The sequence below is a fragment of the Nonomuraea sp. NPDC049378 genome, from assembly GCF_055586745.1.
In genome coordinates, this window is record NZ_JBVJHP010000037.1 from 51,796 (window position 1) to 73,942 (window position 22,147).

Consider the following 22,147-nt stretch of genomic DNA (forward strand, 5'->3'; position numbering starts at 1 on the left):
CATGGGGGACCTTCCGAAGTACTCACCGATGCTGGCGCGGCTTGGGCAGCTACCGCCGTCGGCACAGGACCAGCTGTTCGGCTACGAGATGAAGTGGGACGGTGCACGGGCGCTCGGCTACCTCGATGGCGTCGCGCTCCGGCTGGTCTCACGCAACGGCCTCGACGTCACGGCCGCCTATCCGGAGCTCCGACCGCTCCCGACCGCCGTACGCGGCAGCGCCGTGCTCGACGGGGAGATCGTCGCACTCGACCACCGGGGCGTGCCGAGCTTCACCGCGCTACAACCGCGCATCCACCAGCGGGATCCGAGCAGAGTCGCGGCATTGGCTCGGTCGACTCCGGTTTCCTATCTGATCTTCGATGTTCTGCATGTGGACGACTCCCCCACCATCGACCTGCCGTACGCTGAACGCAGAGAACTGCTATCGACGACCGTGGCGGCCGGAGAACGCTGGAGCGTCCCGCCCCACAGCGTCGGCGACGGGGCCGCGGCATTCCGGCGGAGCCGCGAACGCCTGCTGGAAGGCGTGGTCGCCAAGCGGTTGGCATCGGCTTACTTGCCGGGACGGCGCAGCCGCGACTGGGTGAAGGTGAAGAACTTTCGCACCCAGGAGGTGATCGTGGGGGGTTGGAGACCAGGCGAGGGCAGACGCGCCGACACGATCGGATCGCTGCTCCTGGGCGTGTACGACGACGCGGGACGGCTGGTCTACGTGGGGCATGTAGGCACGGGCTTCACGGACGACATGCTGCGGGATCTCGTCGCCCGACTGGCGCCGTACGAGCGGCCGGACAGCCCGTTCGACGAGGAGCTGCCGCGCCCGCACGCGCGCGACGCGCGCTGGGTCGATCCCGCCCTGGTGGGCGAGGTGCAATACACGGAGTGGACTGCAGACGGCCGTCTGCGGCATCCGAGCTGGCGCGGCCTGCGCCCGGACAAGCGGCCGGACCAGGTGCGGAAGGAGGAAAGCTGACGGCGAGGATCGGACACTTCTCATTCAGAAGCGCTGGAGTCGTCGCGCCCGACAGCGGACAGGGTGGACCGCCGCCGCGACCATCGCGCCAGCGCCAGCGCCGCGACCAGTATGAAGGCGCTCCCTGCGTAGATGGCAAGCTCCGTGAGCTGCTGGCGGCTCTCTGCCGGGTTCACCGGGATGGTCAACCGGACGACCACCGACAAGATGTGCCGGATGATCGCGATGATGCCGACGATGATGAACGGTTCCAGCTGTAGGCGGCCGCCCCCCAGGTGGGTCTGCACCGTCACGAAGATCTCCAGCACAATCAGCACCAGGAGTAGCTCTTCCAGGATGATGATGACTTTCTCAGCGCCAGATGCCCCTCCTTGGACGATCGTGAGGGTCATCAGGGCGAGAATGCCGACGCCAAGAGCCAGTAGCGCGAACGACACCAGGTAGAGGATCCCATGCTCGGCAGCGACCAGCATCGCGAGCAGCCTGCTGTTCCCCGGCCTGCGGGCGACCTCGTGTGCCACGGCCTCGGCCGAAGACGAAGGCCCGGGCGCGCCTGATCTGTCCGTCGGGTCGTTCATGATCTGTACCTGGCATCGTGCTGTGTGTGCTGCGACCGTCGTACACGGTGACCAATACCCTCGGACAGGGACCCGTGAATCTCCGTGCCCGGTCCGGTGCCGTCCATCATCTGCCCAGCTCAGGCACACACTTGCAGCTGATCCCCGACAGCGGCGAGCCGGCTGAGCCAGTTCTCAGTGGGTCCGGCTTGTCACCCGCGCTGAGATTCCGTGTGCGCGGGGAGTTCCTCGGTCTCCCTCCTGCTGCCCTCGCGCTCGCGCCACTCGTCTGGGACCGCACGCACGGCTGATCCCCCTAGAGGCCATGGCCACCTCGGCCTTCCAGCCGGCGGACCCGGCCAAGATCTACCATGCCGAGATCTTGGACCTGATCGCCTTCCTGCGCCTCGAACCAGACCGAGCACAGGCCGCATTGCTCTCGCTCGCCCTCCGCCAAGAGGACCTCCAGGACGACGACTGCGCCCTCATCGCCTGCCTGGCGTCGAGCTCGCGCTCCACCTCGCCCCTAGCAGGCATCACCTCCGACGGTTTCGACGTGGCGGTTCTCCTCGGGTTCGCTGTCCCCGGAGGGCGAGCTCACGCCTGCTCACGGTCTTCGTGATGACCGGCCTCGGTCGGCTCCTCAGGGTGGTAGCCGTAGGCGGCGGCACGTACGACGTCCTCGTTTTCCAGGGCCGCGCCGAGCGCGCCACCAACGACTGCCATGGAGGCGGCGAGCCACGACAGCAGCATGTAGTCGGCCGGGCCGACCGGATGCTTGAGCTCGCTCTCCAGGACATCGGGTGTGATCAGTGCCAGCCCTGCAAGCAAGACGATCAGAAACTGCGCCAGATACAGCGTGAGAATCCCGATCGTGACCGTGATTACGGTGGCCATATTGAACAGCATCACCTGCTCGCGGACCTCTTTGCCTCGGCTGCCGTCGGGACCGTTCTCCCACAGCCGGTGAACCAGAACGAGGGTGAAACCGATGGCCAGCAGCGAGCCCACCGTCAGAAGCGTGAGCCTGCCTGCTCCCATCCCGTCGGCGATTCGCCAAATGCCGGGAGAGGTGAGCACCAAGGCGCCCGTCCCCAGTGCGGCCACCAGAGCTCGCGACAGCCCGATCACCAGCTTCCAGGGTTGGTTGGCCCGGACCATACCGGCGAGCAGCCGGATGTTGCCCCGGGTCGCCGCGGTGACGAGCCGGAAGGTGCCTTGTTCCGGCTCGTCCGGCCGCCCGACGGGTGAGGTGAGCTTCTCCAGTCGCTGGCGCATCCGCAGGTTCCGGTCAATGTCGGCGGAGTGCGCACCGTCGCGGGTCACCTGCTCGTCGAGCACTCCTTCGACGATGCGCAGCACCGTCTCCTCCAAGCGCTCCTCGACGTCCACCGGCCCGAGGGCGGGCACCGACACCACGCCGACTCTGAGCGAGACGCTGACATGCGCGGTGACCGGTCTCCGCCCCACGTGCACGGGCAGATCGGTCAGGCAGATCGCCAGCAGCCATGCCTCGTGGAGCAGCCGTTCCCGGGTCATCCGAACCACGTCCTCGCCGCTTCCCACCGGACCAGCCTGCACCGCCGTTTTCAGCTCGACCCGCCAGCAGTAACCGGGGAATCGCTCACCCAGCCGTGCCGTCAGATTGCGGGACAGATTGCGTGCGAGCTCGGCCGTGGGACCGGGAGCGGCCAGCATCCCCACGATCATCTCGTTTGGGATCCGTGGCTGTGATCGGGACATGACACGCACCTATCCCGCATCGCTTCGCATCAACCGATTCCGCAGGTCATGGGACCGTCACAACGCTTCCGGCAGCCACCGCTCCGCGTATCCGTGCCGAGGGACTGTCTGACTAACGGCGTGCGCTGTGAAATGCTGTGATTTGAGTGGAGGTGGGCGTTGATCGGGCCGGTATTCGCGGCGCGGAAGGCCGCAAGTACCGGTCGGTCAGCGGCCACGAGGGTTGCCGCCCAAGAGCGCGATGTACTACTACTTCAGCAGGGCGTGATGACGGCCCCGACAAGACGATCCATGACCTGCTGCGCGAGAAGAAGAAACTATCAGCCGACCCGAGCTTGGTCGTGCTTGACACCCAGAGTTCCGAGTCGGTCGCGCCCAACGAGTTATGCCTACAACCCGAAGAACCTGCGAAATTCGCATCCGGTTGTCGTCCAGGAGCCACTGGCCGCCAACCGCTATCTGCTTTAGATCGTAGGATATGCGCTTCGGCTGCGTTTTCATAGTCGGGCTGGCGTCTCCATGTTTTTGGGCACGCCGGAACCCAAAGCACGTTACAGGTGTCGAAGCTAAACGTTGCGCGTAGCGCCAGCGCGTTAGGCGCGATCGAACTCTCCGTCTTTCACCCCTGCCAGGAAAGCTGCCCACTCGGAGTCCGTAAAAATTAGCGCTGGCCCATGTGGGTTCTTGCTGTCTCGGACGGCGATGATGCCGGGGAGGTTGCATGCTACTTCGACGCAATTGTTTCCGCCGCCGCTGCGGCTGCTCTTGACCCAGATAGCCTGCGAAAGATCAACCATGGCAGAGGGCTTCCTTGATCTCGTTGATCATCTGGAGGGAGTCGTCTGAGGGCAGTGCGGCCTTTTGGATGCGTTCGAAGATGAGCTTACAGCGGTCGACCTGCTCTGTGCTTTCGACGTATATGTCGCCGGCCGTGCCCTCCACGTAGGCCACGTCGGGGTCGATCTCCTCGGCGAAGCTGAGCAGGGTGAAGGCTCCTTCCAGTCCGGCGTGGGCCCCTGCTTCGTAAGGGAGGACGTGGATCGTGACGTTGGGGCGCCGGCTGGCGATCAGGAGTGCTTCGAGTTGCTCGTACATCACTTGCGGGCCGCCGACCGGGCGGCGTAGGACGGCTTCGTCGAGTACCGCGCACAGTTCGGGGGCGTCGGGTCTGCTGAGCAGGGTGCGCCGCGCCATGCGGGCCATGACCCGGCGTTGCACGTCATCGCCGGGGCGAAGAGTGCTGATCACCGTTCGGGCGTAGTCCTCCGTCTGGAGGAGTCCGGGGACGAGTTGTGCTTCCCACTGGCGGATCAGCTGGGCCTCGTCTTCGAGGCCGATGTAGGAACCAGTGAAGACGTCGGCGTAGGCCGTCCACCAGCCGCGTTGCCGGACGTCCTTCGCCAGTTGGATCAGTCCGGCTCGGACGTCGAACCCTACGCCGTAGAGGTCGCAGACGGAGGCGACATCTTTGGGGCTTGCCATCGTCCGGCCTGTTTCGATGCGACTGACCTTGCTGCGGCTCCATCCGAGTTGGGCGGCGGCAGCTTCGGGCGTCAATCCTCTTTCTTCGCGCGTTTTGCGTAGTTCGCGCGCGAGACGTCGGAGTCTCACGGTAGGGCTGTGGGGCGGTGGCATGGGGGCAGTGTGCCAGACCGTCAATCGACATCACTATCTCATTGCTTGAATCACTCCGAATCTGCACTGTGCATTGACAGGATGAACAGTGTAACTGCATGATGACTTTGCGTAATCAACGGTTACCTGTGCGTCTACATGGTGCAGCGATTGACGCGACGTGTCCGGGCGCAAGGTTGCACAGCCCCGCAGACGAAAGGTCGGGCCGTGGAAACAAAATGGACATTCGGGGTATATCGAGAACAACAGTACAGCTATTCAGCCGGGCCGGTCGCGCGTACCCGGTCGGTCCGGTGAATGGCGAATTCCTCGGCGAAATGGTGCTGCCGGGGATGGCCCGTTCAGTGCCGCTGCTCCGGCGTTTCGTGGGAGACGCGCTGACAACCGCGCAACACAAGAGCATCGACGGCGCCCGGCTCGTGACGAGCGAGTTGGTGACGAACGCGGTGGTCCACAGCCGGTCGGGATGGCCCGGAGGTCTGGTCACCGCCGATGTGATCGCGATCGGCGAGGGCCTGGCCCGTATCGAGGTGACCGATGAAGGGGGCACAACCCTTCCTCGCCCTCGTAATCCCGATGATGGCGATTGTCATGGACGGGGCCTGCGTCTCGTCGAACAACTGGCGCAGCAGTGGGGCGTACGCCTGGATGCTCGCGGATGGAAGACCGTGTGGGCCGACGTGCCCACGACGGAGGACGCGCCGATCGGGCCGGCGGACATGTCGTCGTACATGGATGAGCTGCTGCCATGAACCCCCGGAAGAGGAGGACACCGGGGCCAAGGTCTCCTGGCGAAGATGGAGGGGGAGGGCGATGCGCGTCTTATTACGGTCATAGCTGACGTTCGGGTCCCCTGAGCAATCGTCAAGACCTGTGGATCAACTATTCGTGTGGAGGGCGAGCGACTCCCGGTTCTGCGTGACTGCTGCGATGAGATCGCCAAGATCGCACTCCACGGAAGCATTGACGACGGGTTTGAAGTCATGGACCCTCGCCGCCGTCTCAGTGAACTCAGAGGGGTAGAAGCTCCATCCCTCGATGCTGCTCCAGCCTGCCTCAACGGTGGCTTGGCCACCGTCCGGCGACGAGACGCGCAACCAGGCCGTGCACTGGTCCGAGAAATCGAAGGGCAAAAAGATGGTGTCTCCAGTGAGCCGCAGTCGCTGGAGGTGCTCACCCCACTGGTCGAGGAGCCGCACCAGGCTATCCGCGACGTTCTGACCTGCCTGTGCGGAGTCGTCGATGGCTAAGTAGTACGAATCGCAGACATGCCGATAGACGCCCAGTCGCAGGATTAGATCGTTGTGGACATCACGATCGGTGGTGCGCTCCAAGCGCAGCGGAACGAGGTTCATGGTGAGTACTCCAGCCTGGTCAAGTCTTGAGGCTATGCCACTGCCTTCTCTGGGCGTTCGACGAGTTGGCCTTCGATGAAGGTCGCACCGGCACGAACCAGAGCGACCAGGTGAGCGCCATTGATCGCGCGCCAGCGGGTTTGAGCGGACTCGATCAGCTTGAAGGCCATCGCCAGGCCGGCGGCGCGGGAGCCTGGGCCTTTGGTGACCCTGGTGCGATGCCGGACGGTGGCGAAGGTGGACTCGATCGTTATCTTGAGCGCTCGCTTTGATCATGATGTTGACCTGCAGGATTATGTCTCGGACAGTGTCATTGACGTGGTTCTGCAGGGTGCTGTGCTAGCGATCAGCGCGGGTCGATCGTTGCTGTATCGCGATGTCCTGCAGGCGGTTGCTGGGCGCGTTGGTCGCCGAGAGCGCGGGCAAGTTGTCGCCGCAGGCGCTTGTTCTCCTCGGCAAGTTCGCGGTTGCGTTGATAGGCGATCTCCAACCGACGTCGGAGAGAGTCGTCGGAGGCGCGCTGACTGGCGGGGATGGAAGGTGCGTCGGAGCGTCGGCGGGTTGTGTCCCGAAGTCGTTGGATCTCGGTGCGCAGGTCGGGCTGGGTGTAGAGCCATGAGCGGGAGATCTGGCCGTGGCGGGCCACGCTGTCGAAGGTGATCGGGGTCCCTGCGACCTCGAGTTCGCGCAAGGCCTGGATGGCCTTGGCGCGGGTCAGCTCATGACGGCGTCGCGCGGCGAGCACCAGGTGATGGAGGTTGTCAGCTGGCATGGGCGGTGCCTTCGCAGGAGGCATCTTCGGGGGCGGCGAGGCCGGCGATGATGGTGTCGAGGTTGGTGAGGACCTGTCGGTTCATCTCGACGAGCCGCTGCTGGCCGCGGGCTTCGGCGGCGGAGATGATCTGCAGGACATCGGTCCGGTGACGGTGGTGCTGGTCGAGGAAGTCGGGGGTGGTGACGAACATCGGGCAGGTCAGGCAGGCGTTCGCGTGCGGGCAGCTTTGCTGGACGGGTAGCTGACAGTAGCCGTTGGGCAGAGCCTGTGTGGTGCGAGAGAGGCGATGCTTGGCCCAGGCGGCCTCGGCCAACGGCCCGCTGGGGTCGAGACGAACCGCTTGGCCGTGGATGTCGACTTTTCGTGCTTTCTCCCAGTGGTCCCGGACGGTGGTGTCGTGCAGGCGCGCGTAGTGGGCGGTCATCTGGGGCGAGTCGTGGTCGAGAATACGGCGGACGACTTCCTGCGGAACGTCCCTGTTGATCATTCGGGTGCCCAGGGTGTGGCGCCATTGGTGCGGAGTGAAGTGCACGGGCTGGCCGTGCTCGTCGCGGACCTGACAGTGCTGGAGCCAGCGGTAGAGGGCCAGGCGGTAAGTGGAAGACGACAGCGGCAACCGGCCGTCGATGTTCTTGGTGGGCCGGGGGAACAGCAGGCGGCAGCCGGTCGGCCAGCGCCTGCGGACCTGCTGTTGCTGCTCACCGATGAGAGTAACGAGCTGCTCATCGATGGGGACCAGCGCCTCGCGTTTCATCTTGTGGTTCACATAGCGCAGGTAGGGAGCGCCATCAGCATCGCTGACCAGGCAGTCGAAAGCGAGCTTGAGGGCGTCGCTCACCCGTAATCCGCAGCGGATCAGCAGGAGGGTGACCAGCTGATAGGCGTCATCGCCGAACCGGGCCAGGTTGTCGGGGTGTTCGACCTGGGCCATGACGTGTTCGGCCAAGGCCCGGGGAAGCCGCTCACTGCGCTTGGGATAGTCCTCGGGGAAGAACACGACGTTCGTGGGCAGGCCGGTGTCCCACTGATGCTGGCGCACGGCGTGGAAGAAGCTGCCGAGCAGGCCGATGTGGCTGCCCTGCCGTTGCGGGTTATCGGCGTAGTGGGTGTGCAGGTCGGCCAGGTAGCGCTCCAAGACGGCGCGGTCGAGCTGGGCCAGGACCTGGATATGGGTGTGCTGGTGGAGGAAGGTCGCGAAGCGGATGAGCGCCGCGACAGCACGGCGGACGGCCTCATAGGACAGGCCGCAGGTCAGCCGCCAGCGGGCCCACCGCTTGGCGAGCAGCTTGAACTGCGGCTGGGGGATCTCCTCGAAGGACAGGGTGCGGTTGCTGTCGGTGAACCCCAGACGGCGAAGCTGCCACTGGTCACGATCAAATACGGTTTCCCAGCCGCCGCCGTCGACCAGATCGGACAGGGCTCGGTGGGCGTAGGCCAGTAGTGCCCGGGGGTTGGAGTCCTTCGGTGCTGGGCGGCCGATCCGGCCGCGCCACTCGATTTCGCTGGCCTGTAGCAGCGAAGACTCGCCGACCGTGGTCAGGAAGCGGACCACCTGCATCACCACGGTCGGCGGCGTTTTGGAGGTGCGCTCATCGGCCCGGCACTGCAGCGCGTACTGCATCTCCAGCCGCAGCTGCTCACTAAGCTCGGTCAGGTTGATGACCTGGTCGGCGGGGATGTCGATGGCCGAGAACCGCGTGGCGAACGCGTCGGGGTCGGGGCGTCCGTTCACCTTCCAGGTGTTGGCGTGGGAGCGGCAGAACACAAAGTTGGTCGTCGGCCACAAGGTGCAGTGCGCGATCAGGCACGATGCGCCCTCCGGCGGGCGGGGAAAGTTCTGCGAAATGGCCAGCCAGCCCTCCCGGTTGGGGCGCCCGGCCCGTTCCCACCGCAGGGCATGGAGCTGACACAGACCTTGGCGGGCGGTGCCGTAGTTGCATCCAGGAAAGGCGCAGGCAAGGTTGGGGCGCTGGAGCATCCAGCGCGGATCGGTGGTGGCGGCGAACTGCTCGAGGTCGGGTCGGCCGGCCTTTTTCCAGCGCAGGTGGTGTCCCGCGCAGAGGCCATGGCCACGGATATGGCGGCGGCAGCCCGCCACGCGGCACGCGCCGGTGCCGAACACCGGGTCCTCGGCGTCGAAGACCAGCACCTCGCGGCGGAACTCGGGACGCACCATCGCCAGCAGACGACTGCGAAGGTTGTCGGGGACCGGACGACGGTGAGGGACGATGGTCACCACGCCACCTCCCTGCCGGTGAACCAGCCGGCGTCCTGCAAGATGCGGCGGGCATCCTCCACGCTCAGATGCCCATAGACGGTGAGCGTGGTGGCCACCGAGGCGTGCCCGAGTAAGGTGCTGACCACCTCGACGGGGACCCCATCGCGCAGCAGCCGGGTCGCGTAAGTATGCCGCCACCAGTGCGGGTCGAAGTCGATACCGGTGCGTCGGCGCAGTCGCCGTACCAGATCGTAGACGGCGGCGTAGGTGAGTGCTTGGCCGTGCGGGCGGCTCCAGAGGTTGACGAAGACGTAGTCGGAGTCCAGGTCGCCGTACTCGTCATGCAGGTAATCCGCCAGCAGTCGCACGAGTTCGGGACTGATCGGGATCGTTCGCCCGGTGGCCGACTTGGTGCGCGCGCCGTTGGTGTTCAGACGGGGGCGGATGGTCACCGTCTTGGCGGCCGCGGCGATGTCCTCATGACGTAGTCCGAGCGCCTCGCCGATGCGCATCCCGGTGTCGTAGAGCAGGGCGAACAGCAGCCGATCCCGCAGGCGGTCGCAGGTATCCAGGATCTGCTGCACCTCGGAGACGGTCAGCACCCGAGGCAGTTTGCGCTCGGCCTTCAACGAGATAGCGCGACGGGGAGCAGGCATTGACTTGCTGACGTGGTGCAGAAACGGCTTCCACGAGCTGCGTCGTCCGGGCTGCCAGGACACCAGCAGGTCGCCCAGATCCACGCCACCACGAGCGGCATGCTGGTAGAACGCCGACAGTGCCGACAACTTCCGGTTGATCGTCGCTTCGGTGCACTGCGCTCGCACCGAGGGCAGCACCGCGACCTGACCCGTCCGGCCCTCCGGAGGGAGCCGTAGCCAGGCAACGAACTCGCCTACGTCCTCCAGCCGCACTTCGCGCCAGTCCAGGGCGCGTGCCTGGAGAAAGACGAACCAGTCCTTCAGATCATGCGCATACGCCTTGACGGTGTTCGGCGACCGTTCGATGTCGCTGAGAAAGGCCAGATAGCGCTCGATCGGGGCGACCGGTACGTCGTCGTCTCCGAGTACGGTCCACGACTCCCGCCCTGAGGCGGGTAAGACCACCCGTTGCACCAGCACTGTTCCTCCAGCCCCTCTGTGTTGTGGACGGCGGTAGATAACCACATCCATGACACTCAGAACCGGCCCTCACCCGACCATGCTGGACATGACAGACACATTGAGGAGCGCTCAGGATAACGATCGGGTTGGTGGTGCGCAGGTGCCGCCAGTGCTCGGCCGGATAGTCGTAGAAGGCCAGGAGTTCCTCGACATCGTCGGTGATCTTGGCCACGGCCTTAAGAAACTTGGCACCGTAGGCCGTCTCGAACGCGGCCACCGCGGCCAGCGCCCGATCCTTGTTCTCGGCATTCCAGATCTCGCCCAACGCCTTCTTCGCTCCGGGGTGTGCAGACTTCGGCAGTGCCCCGAGCACGTTTGAGATCTTGTGAAACCAGCATCTCTGGGCTCTGGTGACCGGGAACACCTCCCTTAGCGCCGACCAGAACCCCAGCGCGCCGTCGCCGATGGCGAGCACTGGTGAGCGCATGCCGCGCCGGGCGCAGTCGCGCAGCAAATCAGCCCACGACTCGGCCGACTCCCGGTAGCCATCGGTCAGCGCAATCAATTCCTTGTGGCCGTCGGCGCGCACCCCGATCAGCACCAGCAGGCAGAGCTTGTGCTCCTCCAGGCGGATGTTGACGTGAATGCCATCGGCCCACAGATAGACGTAGTCGACGCCGGACAGGTCCCGTTCGGCGAACGCTCGCTGCTCGGCCTTCCACTGCTCGGTGAGCTTGGTGATGACCGGTGCCGACAGGCCGTTGGTGGAGCCGAGGAACTGGCCCAGGGCGGGCACGAAGTCGCCGGAGGACAGGCCGTGCATGTAGAGCAGCGGCAGCACCTCGGTGATGGCCGGGCTCTTGCGTGCCCAGGGCGGCAGGATCGACGAGGAGAAGCGCCGGCGCTCGCCCGTGGCCAGGTCGATGCGTTTGTCGTTGACGCGCGGGGCGCGGACCTCGATGGCACCCGCGCTGGTGAGCACCTGCCGGGGCTCATGGTGACCGTTGCGCACCACCAGGCGGCGACCGCGTTCGTCACGCTCGTCGGCGAACTGCCCGATGTAGGCGTCGACCTCGGCTTTGAGTGCCTCGGCGAGCATCCGGCGGGCGCCTTCGCGGACGATCTCATCGATCAACGTGGGAGACGGGGAGGAGGTGGCCGCGGCGCGGTCGCCGTCGGCGGGGTCAGGGACTACGGTGAGCACGGGTGTGCCTTCCCGACCGACGTTGGCGCGTCGGTCATGCTTGAGGATTCACATGATCATCGGGAAGGTACACCCCTTCCCGACCGATCCACAGGTCCTAAGCATTGCTCGGTCCCCTCGTGGGCAACGGCTACGGACGGGATGCGGGGAGGCTCTGTCCTAGTGCCTTCTCGCACCGTTCCACGGCAGCGAGTAGATCGGCCATCGCCGGGTCAGGGATCGTCCCAGCCCCGAGCCCGGCGGCGTGCACGGCGGCGATCAGTGCCTCCTCAGCGACGGAGGGCAACGCCGGGTGCCCAGCGTGTGCGAGGACTTCCCGAGCGGCGTATCCGTCCCCAGAGGCGAAGACGTTGCCGATCAGGGGGGAGAACAAGTGGTCGGCCGAAGGCCCATCGATATCGGCGGCCAGATCGAAAAGGGTCAGGCCGAGGCGCGTTCGGAAGACCAGCAGCCCCGGCGCCCGGTCGAGTTCCAAATAACGGCGTCGAACTGCGGCGAGCGTTTCGCCGGGCGAGCGTCCGGACGCACGGTTACATAGCGCGTCCAGGCACCCTGCGATCGCGTGTTCCCACGGCTGCTCGGGGGCGCTGTCTGCGACAAGCCTCAGGGCGGTGTCGGTGTCTCCGGCGAGGCAGTGAGCGATGATGGTGGCCTGCCGGCCGTCCAGGAGCCTTCGGCCGATGCCGCGGTATCGCTGTGCGTGGGCGACCGCCTGGTCCCACTGGCCCGCGCTGATGAGCGCCCGGATGCCCTCGTTCAAAAAGACACCCCACAGCCACGTGCGAACCGTGTGGAGCTCGGCGTCGGTTCGGGTAAGGCCGCCAAACGGGATATGGCGGCCGTCGATGTCGGCGGTGCCCGCGCTGCTGACGGCGTGGAAGAGGTCGTGCAGCAGGAGATAGCCGCGGGGGCCATCGTGCTCGCGGATGGCCAGCCGGGCGAGGTTGATGAGCGGCTCCAGAGCCGAGCGTGCCCGGGAGGCGTCCAGTGGCCAGGCGGGCAGGTAGGCGGAGAAGTGTCGCCAGCACAGGGAACGGGCCAGAGCGGAGACGCCGCAGTCGCTGGCGATCAGCGCCGACTTGTTCAGCGTCTCGGCAGTGAGGGTGAGGTGGCCGGCCTCCGTGCCGCGGGCGGCCTCATCGCTGAGGTTGCGTAGTTCGGCGATGCGTGTCCTGAGGGGCAGGCACGCCGGGCGGGGTCGCGCGATCAGGGGGAAGCGTTGCGCGGCCTGCTGCAGCGAGGGGGTCATGATTTCTACTCCTTGAGTCCTCGGACTCGGTGGCTTCGGGGTCGCGTCCGAAGACGACGTCTTTGGCGGTGTGGGCTAGTACTGCCTGGCTGGCGTAGGGCATGCCGAGCCGGTTCCACGCGAAGATGATGTGGTGAGCGAGGACGGCACGCAGGCCGCGCTGTAGTAGCCCTTTGGCGGCCAGGGCAGCCAGTTCACAGCCGGTTGTGTCGAAAGCGGCTGACCACTGGGCGGCGAAGGCGAGGGGTGCCCCGCTACGCATCAGATGCTTGATGTCCACGGTCATCAGCCGCCGCAGGTCGACCTCCAACGCCTGCCGCCGCTCTAGGGAGATCGGGCCGGGGAGGTCGCGGTGGTCGGCTACCCGCGCCCACACGTCCCCCTGTTCGTACCAGTCCAGCCCCGCTGAGCGCAGCAAGGTGGTGCACAGCAGGATCGACAGTTCGCGGCGGTGCTCGACGTCTGGCCAATCGGCGAAGTAGGTGAGCAGGTGCCGGCTGTCGAGGTGGAACAGGTCATGGGCGCACGTCATGGCGTCGGCGCCGCCGAAGGCGTGTGCTTCGGCTTCGTAGATGACCTCGGTCGCGGTGTCGATGTGGCCTTGCCGGATGAGGTCGTCCAGCTGGCCCTGAAGGTGTGCCTGCGTTCGGTCGCAGCCAGGGACGTAGCGGATGCGCCAGCAGGGCGTTTTGCGCATGAAGAACCATGCGGTGATAAGTCGTTCGTCCTCGGCCCCAGCCAACAGCGGGGCGAGATGGGTCACGGCGGTGTGTTCGGCTTGAGCCCAGTCGTGGAAGGCGACGTTGACCTGCCGCCACGGGCGAGCATCCATGCGGTTGACTCCAAGTCAGCCCAAGAGCAGGAAGGTGTCCCAGCCCGACACCACGGCGCCGGTGGCGAAGGAGTGCAGCGCGAGCGCGGCCCCGGCGGCGCCGTCGAGAAGTTCCAGCGTTGCGGGGCGGGCGAGTTGCGCGGCGAGCCGAGCGGCTACGTGCGGGAGCTCGTCGCCGAGCTGGGGAGTGCGGGCGTCAGAGGCCATCCGCCAAGCGGAGTGGAGCAGCCCAGCCGTGCCATGGCACAGGCCGATCTCCGGGAGGCGATCAAGTTGGGCGGGATCGCGCAGGGTGGCGAGCAACGCCTCTTCGGCGGCCTTCTGCCGTCTCTCGTCGGCGAGTGCCAGGCCGGCCAGCTGGTGGGCGCGAGCCGTGCCGCTGATCCCGTAGCACCACGACGGCCGGGGGCGCTGCAAGGGGTCGGTGCGTTGCTCGCGTACCTGCTCGATGGTGATCACACCGGGCCACCACGCGGCTGCGTTGTCCTGCTGTCGCCAAGTGTCGGTCCAGACGCAGATGCGTTCGATCGCCTCTTTCGCGCCGGCCACGCCGACGTTGCGGATCACAGCCAGGGACAGCAGAGCCAGCGCCGAGCAGATGCCGTGGGACATGCCCAGGTTGCCATGCCCGTGTGGGTAGTCCGAGCTGGGCTCCCCATCGGGTGCGACGGTCGTCCACCATGGGGGCAACTCGCCGCCTGCGTGCAGCGGCTCGGTCAGGCGCACCAGGTAGGACAGCACGTCGGCTGTGAGCGGATGGTCCGGATGGCGGCTGAGGTGGTAGGCGCCCAGGCCAGCCAGTCCGCGAACCAGGTCGAACTCCTTCATTTCGGGTTGCTCGCCGCGGGCGATGCGTGTGTGCGCTGAGGTCAGGCGGGCGCGGGTTATCGACGTGACCGCGTCGTCCAGGCGCTCCAGCGCTCGCTGGTAGCGGCCTGTGGCGCCTGCGGCCGCGTACATGGTGAAGGCCAGCGCGGGAGCGCCGAAGAACAGGTTCGCGTTCGCCGCCTTCGTCAACGCGCCGGAGGCGGCCACTTCCAGCCAGGCGTGCGCGATCTCCGGGTCACCGTGCCCGGAGCGGGCACGCTCGATGTGCAGCAGCGCGATCCCCGCCGCTCCCGCCCACAACGACTGCGGCCAGACCAGGCCGTCGCCTGGTGGCTGGGCGGCCCACGGCCGCGGATCGGCCAGCGACGTGGCAATGGCATCGGCTACGGCCAGAGCGTTTCCGTGTGACTCGTTCATGACCTGCTCCTCTTGGGACGTGCGGTCCAGCTCAAGGCGGCGGCGCGGGCCAGGTGCAGGCACGCCCGCTCGCTGGCCGCCGACGTGCCGGTCATGCGGACGTGGTGCAGGTGCAGCAGATCGGGCAGCACGGCAGCCGGGGGAATCGTGCCCGCCTCCTCGAGTGCGCGGCGGTAGGAGGCGAGTGCCTTCCGGCGGCGCGCCCACCAGGAGACGATCTGCTCGCCTTCCAGACAGGCGGCCAGGGCCCCGTGATCGTCGGGTCGGGCCAGGCGTACGGCCTGGTCGTAGATAGCGCGGTCGGGCGCGGAAGTGTCGGCTAGGGCATGGCTGATCAGCCATCGCATCGCCGTGACGTGGTCGCCGAGGAAGGCGGAGGCGATGTCGAGCAGGCTGGCGGCGGTCAGGGCGTGCAGGTGGGGCCCTTTCGGAGCAATGATCGCGGTCAGTTGGGCGACGACAGTGGCCGAGTCGGCGGCGAAGTAGGCCTCGGCCGCGTCCATGGCGGAGTCGCCGCCGAAGCGGGCGGTCTCCGGGAAGTAGGTGTCCCACTGCACGCGCGACGTCAGCCCGGCCTGGCGCACCTGCGCGCTCCACGCGGTGACCTCGGCAGCAGCGTCGGCGGACGTGTGGTCAGGCACGGCGAGGCGGATACGGAGATGGTGGTCGGGGTCGTGGTAGCGCAGGAACCACCACCGCGCTTCGCTGCTGAGCGTTTCCACCAGGCGTGGAAGGTGGCGGATGAGGATGGCGTCGTGCCGGTCGGGGTGGCAGTACAGCTTGAGCGACAGCCGCCCATTCTGACCCGGTAGGAGACCGTGGTCGCGGAAGGTCACCTCGTTCGGGAGCCGGGGCGGTTCGGCAGGCTGGCCGGTCGCGGCGAGAGGGATCACGACCTCGTGGGCGCGCCCGCCGATCCACCCTGCCGCGTTCGCGTCGGGGGCGACGCGCAGCACCGCCGTGCCGGTGCGGTCGACCTGGGCGCGCAACAGGGCGCGGTGCGCAGGCTCGCAGAGGTCGAGCTGCAGATGCTGGTCGCCGCCCCCGAGACTGACCGTTTCCGGCAGCGCCACCATCTCCCGCCAGGCGGTCAAGGCGTTGTCCCATTCTCTCCAGTCGGCCGAAGGCGCGGGCAGGTCGGCTGCGGTGAGCCGCCACCGGGCGGGGGAGATGATCGTGCGCCGGTAGCGCAGCGCGGGGACGAACGGCAGCGCGGATGCGGGGCCCCAATCGAAGCCTGTGCACGGGGCCTGGAGGGCGTGTGGCGCTTCGAGGATGAACCGCACCAGCGGGTGCGTGTGCTGGATCAGGTTGACCGCGTTGAGAATCACCGGCTCGACGGTGCGGCGACGCGACAGTGACACCAGGTAGATGCCGTGCAGGTCGGCGGTGACAGCGAGGTCATCCAGCGCGAGCACGTGCGCGCCGCCGGGATGGTCGCCGACCGGTAACACCTGCGGCAGCACTCGGGGGGCGCGGGCGACGTTGTCGGTGCCGATGTACGGGGCGGGCGCCGACACCTGGACGGCGAGCGCGTCCCGGGTGCTCGTGGGCACGCCCGCGTACAGGGTGCTCATCCGCTGCCGATGCTCGTCATCGAACATGTCGAGGAACCGGCCGGTGATGGTTCCCGCGGCGCGTGACGCCCCGACGATGGTGAGCGTGAACCGGCCCTCGGCCAACGCGGTGGGGCTGGGTGCGTCGATCCGCATGGTCAGGTCCGAGGAGGGTTGAACCGGCGCGTCGGGGGCCACCCCGCCGAGGTCGGCAATCATGGTGTCATCGAGCAGGATCTCGTGCTGGCGGCGCATCGCGGCGTTGTGCGCCAGCGCCAGCAGCTTGCGGTCGCCGTCCGTCAACGCCTCCTCGGGTACGCGGTCGCCGTCGTCGTAACCGGCCGGGTAGCCGAGCCCGATGGTGGCGTCGACCACGTCTCGGAGTGGGACCAGGGCGCGCAGCCCGTAGCGGTCCAGGAACCGTTGATGCCAGGTCATCCAGCCCGTGTTGAGGGCAGGGCGGAGGGCTAGGCGGACGAGCGCGGTCGCCGCCGTGGCGGCCTCTGCCGCCACGGCGGCTGGGACTGTCACCTGCGCGTCCAGGAGCAGATCGACCGCGAGCGGCGGGCGCTTGGTGCGATGGATGGCTGCCATCGCGGCCACAGCACGCGCCCGGTGATCGGCCGCCGCAGCGGAGGGTACACGGTCGAGCTCGTCGAGCTCGTCAGCGACATCGCGCAGACATTTGACGACGTCGGCCACCTCGCCGATCTCGTCCGCGTTCACCGCGTCCAGCTCACGCAGGAGGCACCGGAGCGGATCGCAGGCCGTCATGGGTGGGCGCAGGCTGGTGAGCAGGAGGCGTTGCGCCACCAGCTCGGCCACGAGCGCGTCGATCGTGCTCTCGGGAGTTCGGGTGAAGGCGGCCGACAGCCCGTCCGTCAGATCCGCGACCGGGAGCGGAACACGCGCCAGCCGGAGCGCTACCCGTACGGGGGCGGTGGAGCGCACGCTCACATGCCCTGGGGCGCCACCCGCTTCGGGGCTGGCGCGGTGTTCGAGCACCAGGCGGCCGTCCCGCTCGAACGCGAGGTTGTTGGCGACCACGGTCAGGCGTCGCCGGAGCGCTGTCTCGCCTTCCAGCTGCTGAACGACCGCGGCGAGCCATTCGGCTGTGACACGGGCTGTCGGACGGTGCGCGTCACCGATGCGCGCCGCGGGCAGGTCCGTTGCGGCGCTGATGCGAGCTGGGGCGACCCCGGCGAACAGGCCGAACGGTGTCGCGCGGCCCGAGGCGCGCAGCAGGTAACGCATCACGGACAGCACTGCACGGCGCAAGCTCTGATCAGAGATCGGCTCTCCGGAGCAGATCTCGCGTACGCGCCGTGCCAGATCCGGGCTGGCCTGCTCCACGGCCGCCGCGAAACCGGGTATCTGCCACGTACGTGCCAGCCAGGTTCTCCATGAGGCGCTGTTCGCGCCCTGGTTGGTCAGGTCGGGCCATGACGCGACCTGCTGGTGTGGCGGCCAGGCGGGGGCCCGCAACACGGCGGCATCGAGGTATCGGTACATGATCCGCTCTCGTGGCTGGAGGGTGGCCCGGCCGGACGGTGACTCGCGCCGGCCGGGCGCTCGGGTCATCAGGTGACGGATATCTGGGTGCTCACTTGCAGCTGACGCACGCTGTTCCGCAGGTCGAGTTGCATCCGTCGTCGGTCATGCGGATGAGTTGTTCGGCGGCCACACCGGACTCGACGATGGACACGTCCAGGTCGGCGAGCCAGTCGGCGTCCCAGCCGTCGGTGTCTTTGAGTTCCGGTTCGGAGGGTGAGAGCGTTGCCGCACTTCCGGGAGCGTGGGTGGTCATGACGGTTCCTCCTTCGTTGGGGTGGGTGGGATTCCCCGGTGTTCGCCAGGGAAGATCGGCCGATCTCCCCTGGGTGCCCGGCGGTCTATGGCCAGGTGACGACGACGGTCCCGTGCCGCTTCGCCACCACTCCTGGGGAGGGGGTCGGAGGGTCGGAGGGCTTGGGGATGTACCGGATGGACGCGGCGCCGCGGCGGTGGTGCTTGTCCGCCCACCGGCGCAGCGACTCCACGTAGCGGGCGGCGAGGTTCTCGGCCGCCGGCCCGTGGGCGTAGACGCCGCTCTCGTATCCGCTGCTCATGTCGGCGTTCGGTCGTGCGGCCCTATAGGCGAAGCTGTCGCCGCTGATCAGGACGGGCACGCCCTTGAGTGTCGAGGGTGCGAGCAGCTCCTGGTCGACGATCGTCTGGTCGGCATACAGCAGCGCCATGTCCGCATCGTTCGTGAGCAGGAACAGCATCTGCTCGTCGGGCATGTCGAACACGGCGTCGGACCAGCGTTCGATTTTCGGCAGATGCAATGCCCGGCGCAACGCCTCGGCATCAACGCTGAGGCTCTCGTCGTCGCGGCACACCACCACGCCGTCGTCGATCGTGATGGTCCGCTCGGTGTGGGAGCCGGCCCCCTGGACTGGCACGAAGGAGCACAACCCGTAGGCGCGGCTGACGAGGCCGGACCTGTCACGGTCGAAGACGATCCAGCGGGTCGTCCCTTTGAGTCTGAGCGGGACGACGATCCGGCCGTCGTCGGCGAGCTCTTCCAGCCATGCGGGTGGGATGTCCCAGAATCCTGCCGTGCCGATCACTCTGTCGAAAGGGTCGGCTCCGGGAACGCCTTGCTCCGCATCGCCCAGCATCACGTTCACGTGGTGGTAGCCCGCTTCGTCGAGGAAGGTACGGGCCCGCGCGACGATGTCGGGGTCGATGTCCACTGTGGTGACGTGTCCGCGGTTACCGACGAGCTCGGCCGCCAAGGCCGCGTTGTAGCCGCCGCTTCCGTATTCGATGACGCGCATGCCGGGTTCGATCTCGGCCGCTTCCAGCATGGTGGCTTGGAGATGGGCGGCGGAGACGACGCTGAGATGCCTGCCGCCGTTGGGGCCGGCCTTGACGAGTGGCGCGTGGTCCGGGGCGTAGGCGGTTTGCAGCGTCTCGCCCGGCGTGAACACGTGACGCGGCACGGCGGCGACGGCCGCCGCCACGGCCTCGGACCGGATGGCCCCCTGATCGCGCAGTTCGCGCACCATGGCGTCACGTAGCTCGGCGGCGTCCTGGACGTCGTTGTCGGTGGTCACGGGCAGGTCTCCTCTTGTCGGTTGTGATGGGTAACTGGTCGATGATGGCTGTGGGCGGGTTCGCAGTGCCGGTTAGCCGCGCTGATCCTTGTCCTGGAGGAAGGTGTCGGGCTCCGGCCTCTCCCCGCGGCGCAGATGCTCGTCGCGGTGACGCTCGGCCAGAGTGCGGTAGAGGTCCATCGCCTGCCGGTGGAGGCCGCGGCCGGTCTCCTCGTAGCCACCGTCGCCGGTGGAGCGCAGTACGAAGAAATGGCCGCCCTCGGAGGCGAGTTCGAAGGCTCCGCAGCAGGATGTGCAGCTGATGCGGAGGATGCCGCCGGTGGGGTTGTACGTCTCCCACACGAAGCTGGAGGGCTCCACCGCGGATTCCGCGGCGTGTGTTGGATCGCGTTGGCCACCTGCGTCGGACGTGGGAAGACGGCGCCTCGTCATGGCTGGCTACTTCTCCGGGACGGAACGGTGCGAGCTCGGACGAGCGGACACCAGTGGAAGGTCCGGTATGCGCCAGCCGGGCGGCGCCACCCGGTCCATCAGCATGAGGAGCTGGCTGCGGACGGCGGCCCGGCACATGATGCCGCCTGGAGGGCAGTGGCCCCGGTAGTAGGCGACGAACGCTCGTCCGTGGAGGGAGTACTCCACGTGGAACCATCCACGGGCGGTCTGCTCCAATTCCTGGACGTCTTTGCGTGCTGACTCGTCAGCGGCGGCTTCACCTTCGCGCGCCAACATCGGTATCTCCTTGGGCTTGGGTGGTGGTGGCGCAGGCCGGAGCCGCTGCGGAGGCTCCGGCCTGCGCCAAAGGTGCGGGGCGGCGGGGACGACGACACCGGGCACACCCCGCACGTGGGCGCGGCACAGCACAGCCTTCCCGGGTGGGGCCGCACTGGTACGGGTTGCCGCGCCGGCATCGTCGGCTCCTGGTCAGAGCCTGGTCAGAGCCTGGTCAGCAGGTGCGCCAGCCATGTGCGCCCGACACGGGCCAGGCGCATCTCCTCTGGGCGGCGGACCTCGTCTCCGTGCTCGGCCCGGTGCAGCCGGGCCAGCGTCCACAGCGCGGTCAGTCCGGCCACCTGGACGGCAGGCAGTTCTTTCCACGCGGGGATGCCCGCCAGCAGCGCTTCGGTGTGCTCGACGCTGTGCCCCGCCTCAACGAAATAGGGGGCGAGGAACACCAGATCCATCCCGGCGGCGCCCTTACACGCGTGCGACCAGTCCACCGCGTAGACGAGCTGGTCTTTGATGCGCAGATGCCGCGGGCTGAGGTTGCCGTGCAGGAGCGTGTCGCCCTGCAGCGCGTCCAGGTCGAACCGCTGAAGCGCGGACATGAACAGATCCCGCCCGCGCAACCGGGTCGGGGCCTTGCTGAGCATGCGATTGGCCGTCGCCCACATGCTGGTGACCAGATCGACCACAGACCGGGCGCGCTCGTCCGGGCAGGGGGTGAGGATCTCGCCCAGCCGCTGCACGGTGTCCAGGACGAGTGGCACGTCCACCGCTTTCGGATCCGGTGACAGGTACACGTGGTCGGCGTTGTCGTTGATGAGCTCGTAGGCCAGCAGCATCCAGCCGTCGGCTGCCGTGGTCCACAGCAGGCGGGGCGCCGGCGCGTCCAGGGGCAGGCTCAGACTCGCTGATCGCTCCCGTTTGTAGAGCGGCAGGTCCGGGCCGGCCAGCGGGGTGGCCCTGAGGAACACGTCCTGTTGCGCGCCATGCACGTGCAGGGCGAGACCTGGCCGGGAGGTGCTGATGGGCTGAATCCGGTCTATCGCTCCGGTGTGCGCTTGCACGATGAGGCTGCGGACGGCGTAGGGCAGCTTGTTCAGTTCGGCAAGGTCGCGCACAGTGACCTCCAGGGGTCGAGAAGATGCTGTTGGCTGTCTCGCACCCCAGGGAGAGGAACTGGCTCGTCCCTGGGGTGCGAGACAGGGGGTGCGACATGGGCCACCGCCTGTGCCTTTGGGCGGCACTGCGTGGCCGGAAGGGTCATTCGGATCAGCCATACGAGAAGTGCAGGATCGCCGCCCGCGCGCGGGGGCGCGTGCCCGGCTACGTCTTGCTTGTTCACCCGACCACACCTCCCGGAGGAAGCTGGAGGAGACGATCACGCGCGGGCGCTGGGATGGCACGGCCACGGCAGCGTCTGGCCGACGTCCATGTCGTACTCCGGAAACGCTCGAAACCTCGCGACTGGTCACAGCTTCCGGCCCACCGCGCACAGGCAGAATCGGTCATCGGCCCTCGCGTTGATCATGCCTTCGGTCGGCCGCCACTGATCCAGAAAGACCAGCCCAGGCTGGATCAGCTCGAAGCCGTCGAAGAACCGCTGGATCTGCTCCGTCGTCCGCGGCACGACCGAAGCACTGGCCTTGCGGTGCGCGTACTCTTCGGCACCTGCCCGCGCGACACCGTCCGGGTCGTCCCACAGATGGGACAAGATCAGATAGCTGCCCGGCGCCATCCGGTCGCGTACTGCCTCCACCAGCTTCTCCGGGCGGTCCTCGTCGGTGAGGTTGTCACTTCAGGTGTGTAAAGATCGTTTCTGATGGCTTGAGGCCGGTCTTTACCGGATGCGGCCTGGATAGGCGATGTCGAGTTCGATGA

At 67.3% G+C, this 22,147-nt stretch carries 20 protein-coding genes and 3 pseudogenes; 3 read left to right on the forward strand and 20 right to left on the reverse strand.

The features are described 5' to 3' along the window. Nucleotide 1: 1 nt before the first annotated feature. The gene (ligD, locus tag ACZ6SA_RS46570) at nt 2-976 is read left to right on the forward strand and encodes a non-homologous end-joining DNA ligase (RefSeq protein ID WP_465835709.1); all 975 of its coding nucleotides are present in this window, start codon (nt 2-4) and stop codon (nt 974-976) included. A gap of 20 nt (nt 977-996) precedes the next feature. On the opposite strand, the gene ACZ6SA_RS46575 is transcribed toward ligD, so the two are convergent. Then, nucleotides 997-1,554, reverse strand: coding sequence for a phosphate-starvation-inducible PsiE family protein (locus ACZ6SA_RS46575; protein ID WP_465835711.1), 558 nt, complete (start codon nt 1,552-1,554; stop codon nt 997-999). A gap of 304 nt (nt 1,555-1,858) precedes the next feature. On the opposite strand from ACZ6SA_RS46575, the gene ACZ6SA_RS46580 reads away from it, so the two are divergent. Next, entirely contained in the window at nt 1,859-2,155 is a 297-nt protein-coding gene (locus ACZ6SA_RS46580; RefSeq protein WP_465835713.1) for a hypothetical protein, read from the forward strand. Here ACZ6SA_RS46580 and ACZ6SA_RS46585 read toward each other — a convergent pair. The 3 genes from ACZ6SA_RS46585 to ACZ6SA_RS46595 form a co-directional block, all read right to left on the reverse strand. Further along, nucleotides 2,131-3,237, reverse strand: a complete 1,107-nt coding sequence (locus ACZ6SA_RS46585) for a hypothetical protein (RefSeq protein ID WP_465835715.1) — start codon at nt 3,235-3,237, stop codon at nt 2,131-2,133. The two genes, ACZ6SA_RS46580 and ACZ6SA_RS46585, sit on opposite strands and share 25 nt — an antisense overlap. A gap of 632 nt (nt 3,238-3,869) precedes the next feature. Then, on the reverse strand, nt 3,870-4,073 hold the full coding sequence (locus tag ACZ6SA_RS46590; protein WP_465835717.1) for a DUF397 domain-containing protein: 204 nt from the start codon (nt 4,071-4,073) through the stop codon (nt 3,870-3,872). Beyond that, nucleotides 4,066-4,911, reverse strand: a complete 846-nt coding sequence (locus ACZ6SA_RS46595) for a helix-turn-helix domain-containing protein (RefSeq protein WP_465835719.1) — start codon at nt 4,909-4,911, stop codon at nt 4,066-4,068. Before ACZ6SA_RS46595 ends, ACZ6SA_RS46590 begins: the two co-directional genes overlap by 8 nt. A 293-nt stretch (nt 4,912-5,204) precedes the next feature. On the opposite strand from ACZ6SA_RS46595, the gene ACZ6SA_RS46600 reads away from it, so the two are divergent. Further along, nucleotides 5,205-5,663, forward strand: a complete 459-nt coding sequence (locus ACZ6SA_RS46600; protein WP_465835721.1) for an ATP-binding protein — start codon at nt 5,205-5,207, stop codon at nt 5,661-5,663. Nucleotides 5,664-5,789: 126 nt separating this feature from the next. On the opposite strand, the gene ACZ6SA_RS46605 is transcribed toward ACZ6SA_RS46600, so the two are convergent. From ACZ6SA_RS46605 to ACZ6SA_RS46680, 16 genes and pseudogenes are all read right to left on the reverse strand, one after another. Beyond that, entirely contained in the window at nt 5,790-6,266 is a 477-nt protein-coding gene (locus tag ACZ6SA_RS46605) for a hypothetical protein (RefSeq protein ID WP_465835723.1), read from the reverse strand. Between the two features lie 32 nt (nt 6,267-6,298). Next, a pseudogene (locus ACZ6SA_RS46610) lies at nt 6,299-6,514 on the reverse strand (IS256 family transposase); the annotation flags it as partial. Between the two features lie 98 nt (nt 6,515-6,612). Continuing rightward, complete coding sequence (locus ACZ6SA_RS46615) at nt 6,613-7,038, reverse strand: DUF6262 family protein (RefSeq protein ID WP_465835725.1); 426 nt, start codon at nt 7,036-7,038, stop codon at nt 6,613-6,615. Next, on the reverse strand, nt 7,028-9,280 hold the full coding sequence (locus ACZ6SA_RS46620) for a tyrosine-type recombinase/integrase (protein WP_465835727.1): 2,253 nt from the start codon (nt 9,278-9,280) through the stop codon (nt 7,028-7,030). Before ACZ6SA_RS46620 ends, ACZ6SA_RS46615 begins: the two co-directional genes overlap by 11 nt. Then, nucleotides 9,274-10,371 carry a site-specific integrase gene (locus ACZ6SA_RS46625; RefSeq protein WP_465835729.1) on the reverse strand — a complete coding sequence of 366 codons (1,098 nt, stop codon included), beginning with the start codon at nt 10,369-10,371 and terminating at the stop codon, nt 9,274-9,276. Before ACZ6SA_RS46625 ends, ACZ6SA_RS46620 begins: the two co-directional genes overlap by 7 nt. 127 nt (nt 10,372-10,498) lie before the next feature. After that, nucleotides 10,499-11,563, reverse strand: a pseudogene (locus ACZ6SA_RS46630) (IS256 family transposase); the annotation flags it as partial. 130 nt (nt 11,564-11,693) lie between these two features. Then, nucleotides 11,694-12,812 carry a hypothetical protein gene (locus tag ACZ6SA_RS46635; protein WP_465835731.1) on the reverse strand — a complete coding sequence of 373 codons (1,119 nt, stop codon included), beginning with the start codon at nt 12,810-12,812 and terminating at the stop codon, nt 11,694-11,696. Beyond that, nucleotides 12,700-13,644, reverse strand: a complete 945-nt coding sequence (locus ACZ6SA_RS46640; RefSeq protein WP_465835733.1) for a thiopeptide-type bacteriocin biosynthesis protein — start codon at nt 13,642-13,644, stop codon at nt 12,700-12,702. Before ACZ6SA_RS46640 ends, ACZ6SA_RS46635 begins: the two co-directional genes overlap by 113 nt. 15 nt (nt 13,645-13,659) lie before the next feature. Continuing rightward, entirely contained in the window at nt 13,660-14,889 is a 1,230-nt protein-coding gene (locus tag ACZ6SA_RS46645; RefSeq protein WP_465835735.1) for a lanthionine synthetase C family protein, read from the reverse strand. Continuing rightward, nucleotides 14,886-18,026, reverse strand: a complete 3,141-nt coding sequence (locus tag ACZ6SA_RS46650) for a lantibiotic dehydratase (RefSeq protein WP_465835737.1) — start codon at nt 18,024-18,026, stop codon at nt 14,886-14,888. The genes ACZ6SA_RS46645 and ACZ6SA_RS46650 overlap by 4 nt, the downstream gene beginning before the upstream one ends. Before the next feature lie 22 nt (nt 18,027-18,048). Further along, a complete protein-coding gene (locus tag ACZ6SA_RS46655) occupies nt 18,049-18,252 on the reverse strand; it encodes an FxLD family lanthipeptide (protein ID WP_465835739.1) in 204 nt (67 codons plus the stop codon). 85 nt (nt 18,253-18,337) lie between these two features. Next, nucleotides 18,338-19,546: a methyltransferase, FxLD system gene (gene fxlM / locus ACZ6SA_RS46660; protein ID WP_465835741.1), complete on the reverse strand. Its 1,209-nt coding sequence runs from the start codon at nt 19,544-19,546 to the stop codon at nt 18,338-18,340. Nucleotides 19,547-19,618: 72 nt separating this feature from the next. Next, the gene (locus ACZ6SA_RS46665; RefSeq protein ID WP_465835743.1) at nt 19,619-19,906 is read right to left on the reverse strand and encodes a hypothetical protein; all 288 of its coding nucleotides are present in this window, start codon (nt 19,904-19,906) and stop codon (nt 19,619-19,621) included. A gap of 78 nt (nt 19,907-19,984) precedes the next feature. Continuing rightward, complete coding sequence (locus ACZ6SA_RS46670) at nt 19,985-20,275, reverse strand: hypothetical protein (protein ID WP_465835745.1); 291 nt, start codon at nt 20,273-20,275, stop codon at nt 19,985-19,987. A 203-nt stretch (nt 20,276-20,478) separates the two neighbouring features. Further along, entirely contained in the window at nt 20,479-21,387 is a 909-nt protein-coding gene (locus ACZ6SA_RS46675; protein ID WP_465835747.1) for a phosphotransferase family protein, read from the reverse strand. A gap of 350 nt (nt 21,388-21,737) precedes the next feature. Beyond that, nucleotides 21,738-22,043, reverse strand: a pseudogene (locus tag ACZ6SA_RS46680) (SAM-dependent methyltransferase); the annotation flags it as partial. Nucleotides 22,044-22,147 lie beyond the last annotated feature (104 nt).

Bases quoted from the DNA above. Each gene is read 5' to 3' on its own strand.
- ligD (WP_465835709.1), top strand. From the start codon at position 2: ATGGGGGACCTTCCGAAGTACTCACCGATGCTGGCGCGGCTTGGGCAG.
- ACZ6SA_RS46575 (WP_465835711.1), bottom strand. From the start codon at position 1,554: ATGAACGACCCGACGGACAGATCAGGCGCGCCCGGGCCTTCGTCTTCG.
- ACZ6SA_RS46580 (WP_465835713.1), top strand. From the start codon at position 1,859: ATGGCCACCTCGGCCTTCCAGCCGGCGGACCCGGCCAAGATCTACCAT.
- ACZ6SA_RS46590 (WP_465835717.1), bottom strand. From the start codon at position 4,073: ATGGTTGATCTTTCGCAGGCTATCTGGGTCAAGAGCAGCCGCAGCGGC.
- ACZ6SA_RS46595 (WP_465835719.1), bottom strand. From the start codon at position 4,911: ATGCCACCGCCCCACAGCCCTACCGTGAGACTCCGACGTCTCGCGCGC.
- ACZ6SA_RS46605 (WP_465835723.1), bottom strand. From the start codon at position 6,266: ATGAACCTCGTTCCGCTGCGCTTGGAGCGCACCACCGATCGTGATGTC.
- ACZ6SA_RS46615 (WP_465835725.1), bottom strand. From the start codon at position 7,038: ATGCCAGCTGACAACCTCCATCACCTGGTGCTCGCCGCGCGACGCCGT.
- ACZ6SA_RS46635 (WP_465835731.1), bottom strand. From the start codon at position 12,812: ATGACCCCCTCGCTGCAGCAGGCCGCGCAACGCTTCCCCCTGATCGCG.
- ACZ6SA_RS46640 (WP_465835733.1), bottom strand. From the start codon at position 13,644: ATGGATGCTCGCCCGTGGCGGCAGGTCAACGTCGCCTTCCACGACTGG.
- ACZ6SA_RS46645 (WP_465835735.1), bottom strand. From the start codon at position 14,889: ATGAACGAGTCACACGGAAACGCTCTGGCCGTAGCCGATGCCATTGCC.
- ACZ6SA_RS46650 (WP_465835737.1), bottom strand. From the start codon at position 18,026: ATGACCCGAGCGCCCGGCCGGCGCGAGTCACCGTCCGGCCGGGCCACC.
- ACZ6SA_RS46655 (WP_465835739.1), bottom strand. From the start codon at position 18,252: ATGACCACCCACGCTCCCGGAAGTGCGGCAACGCTCTCACCCTCCGAA.
- ACZ6SA_RS46670 (WP_465835745.1), bottom strand. From the start codon at position 20,275: ATGTTGGCGCGCGAAGGTGAAGCCGCCGCTGACGAGTCAGCACGCAAA.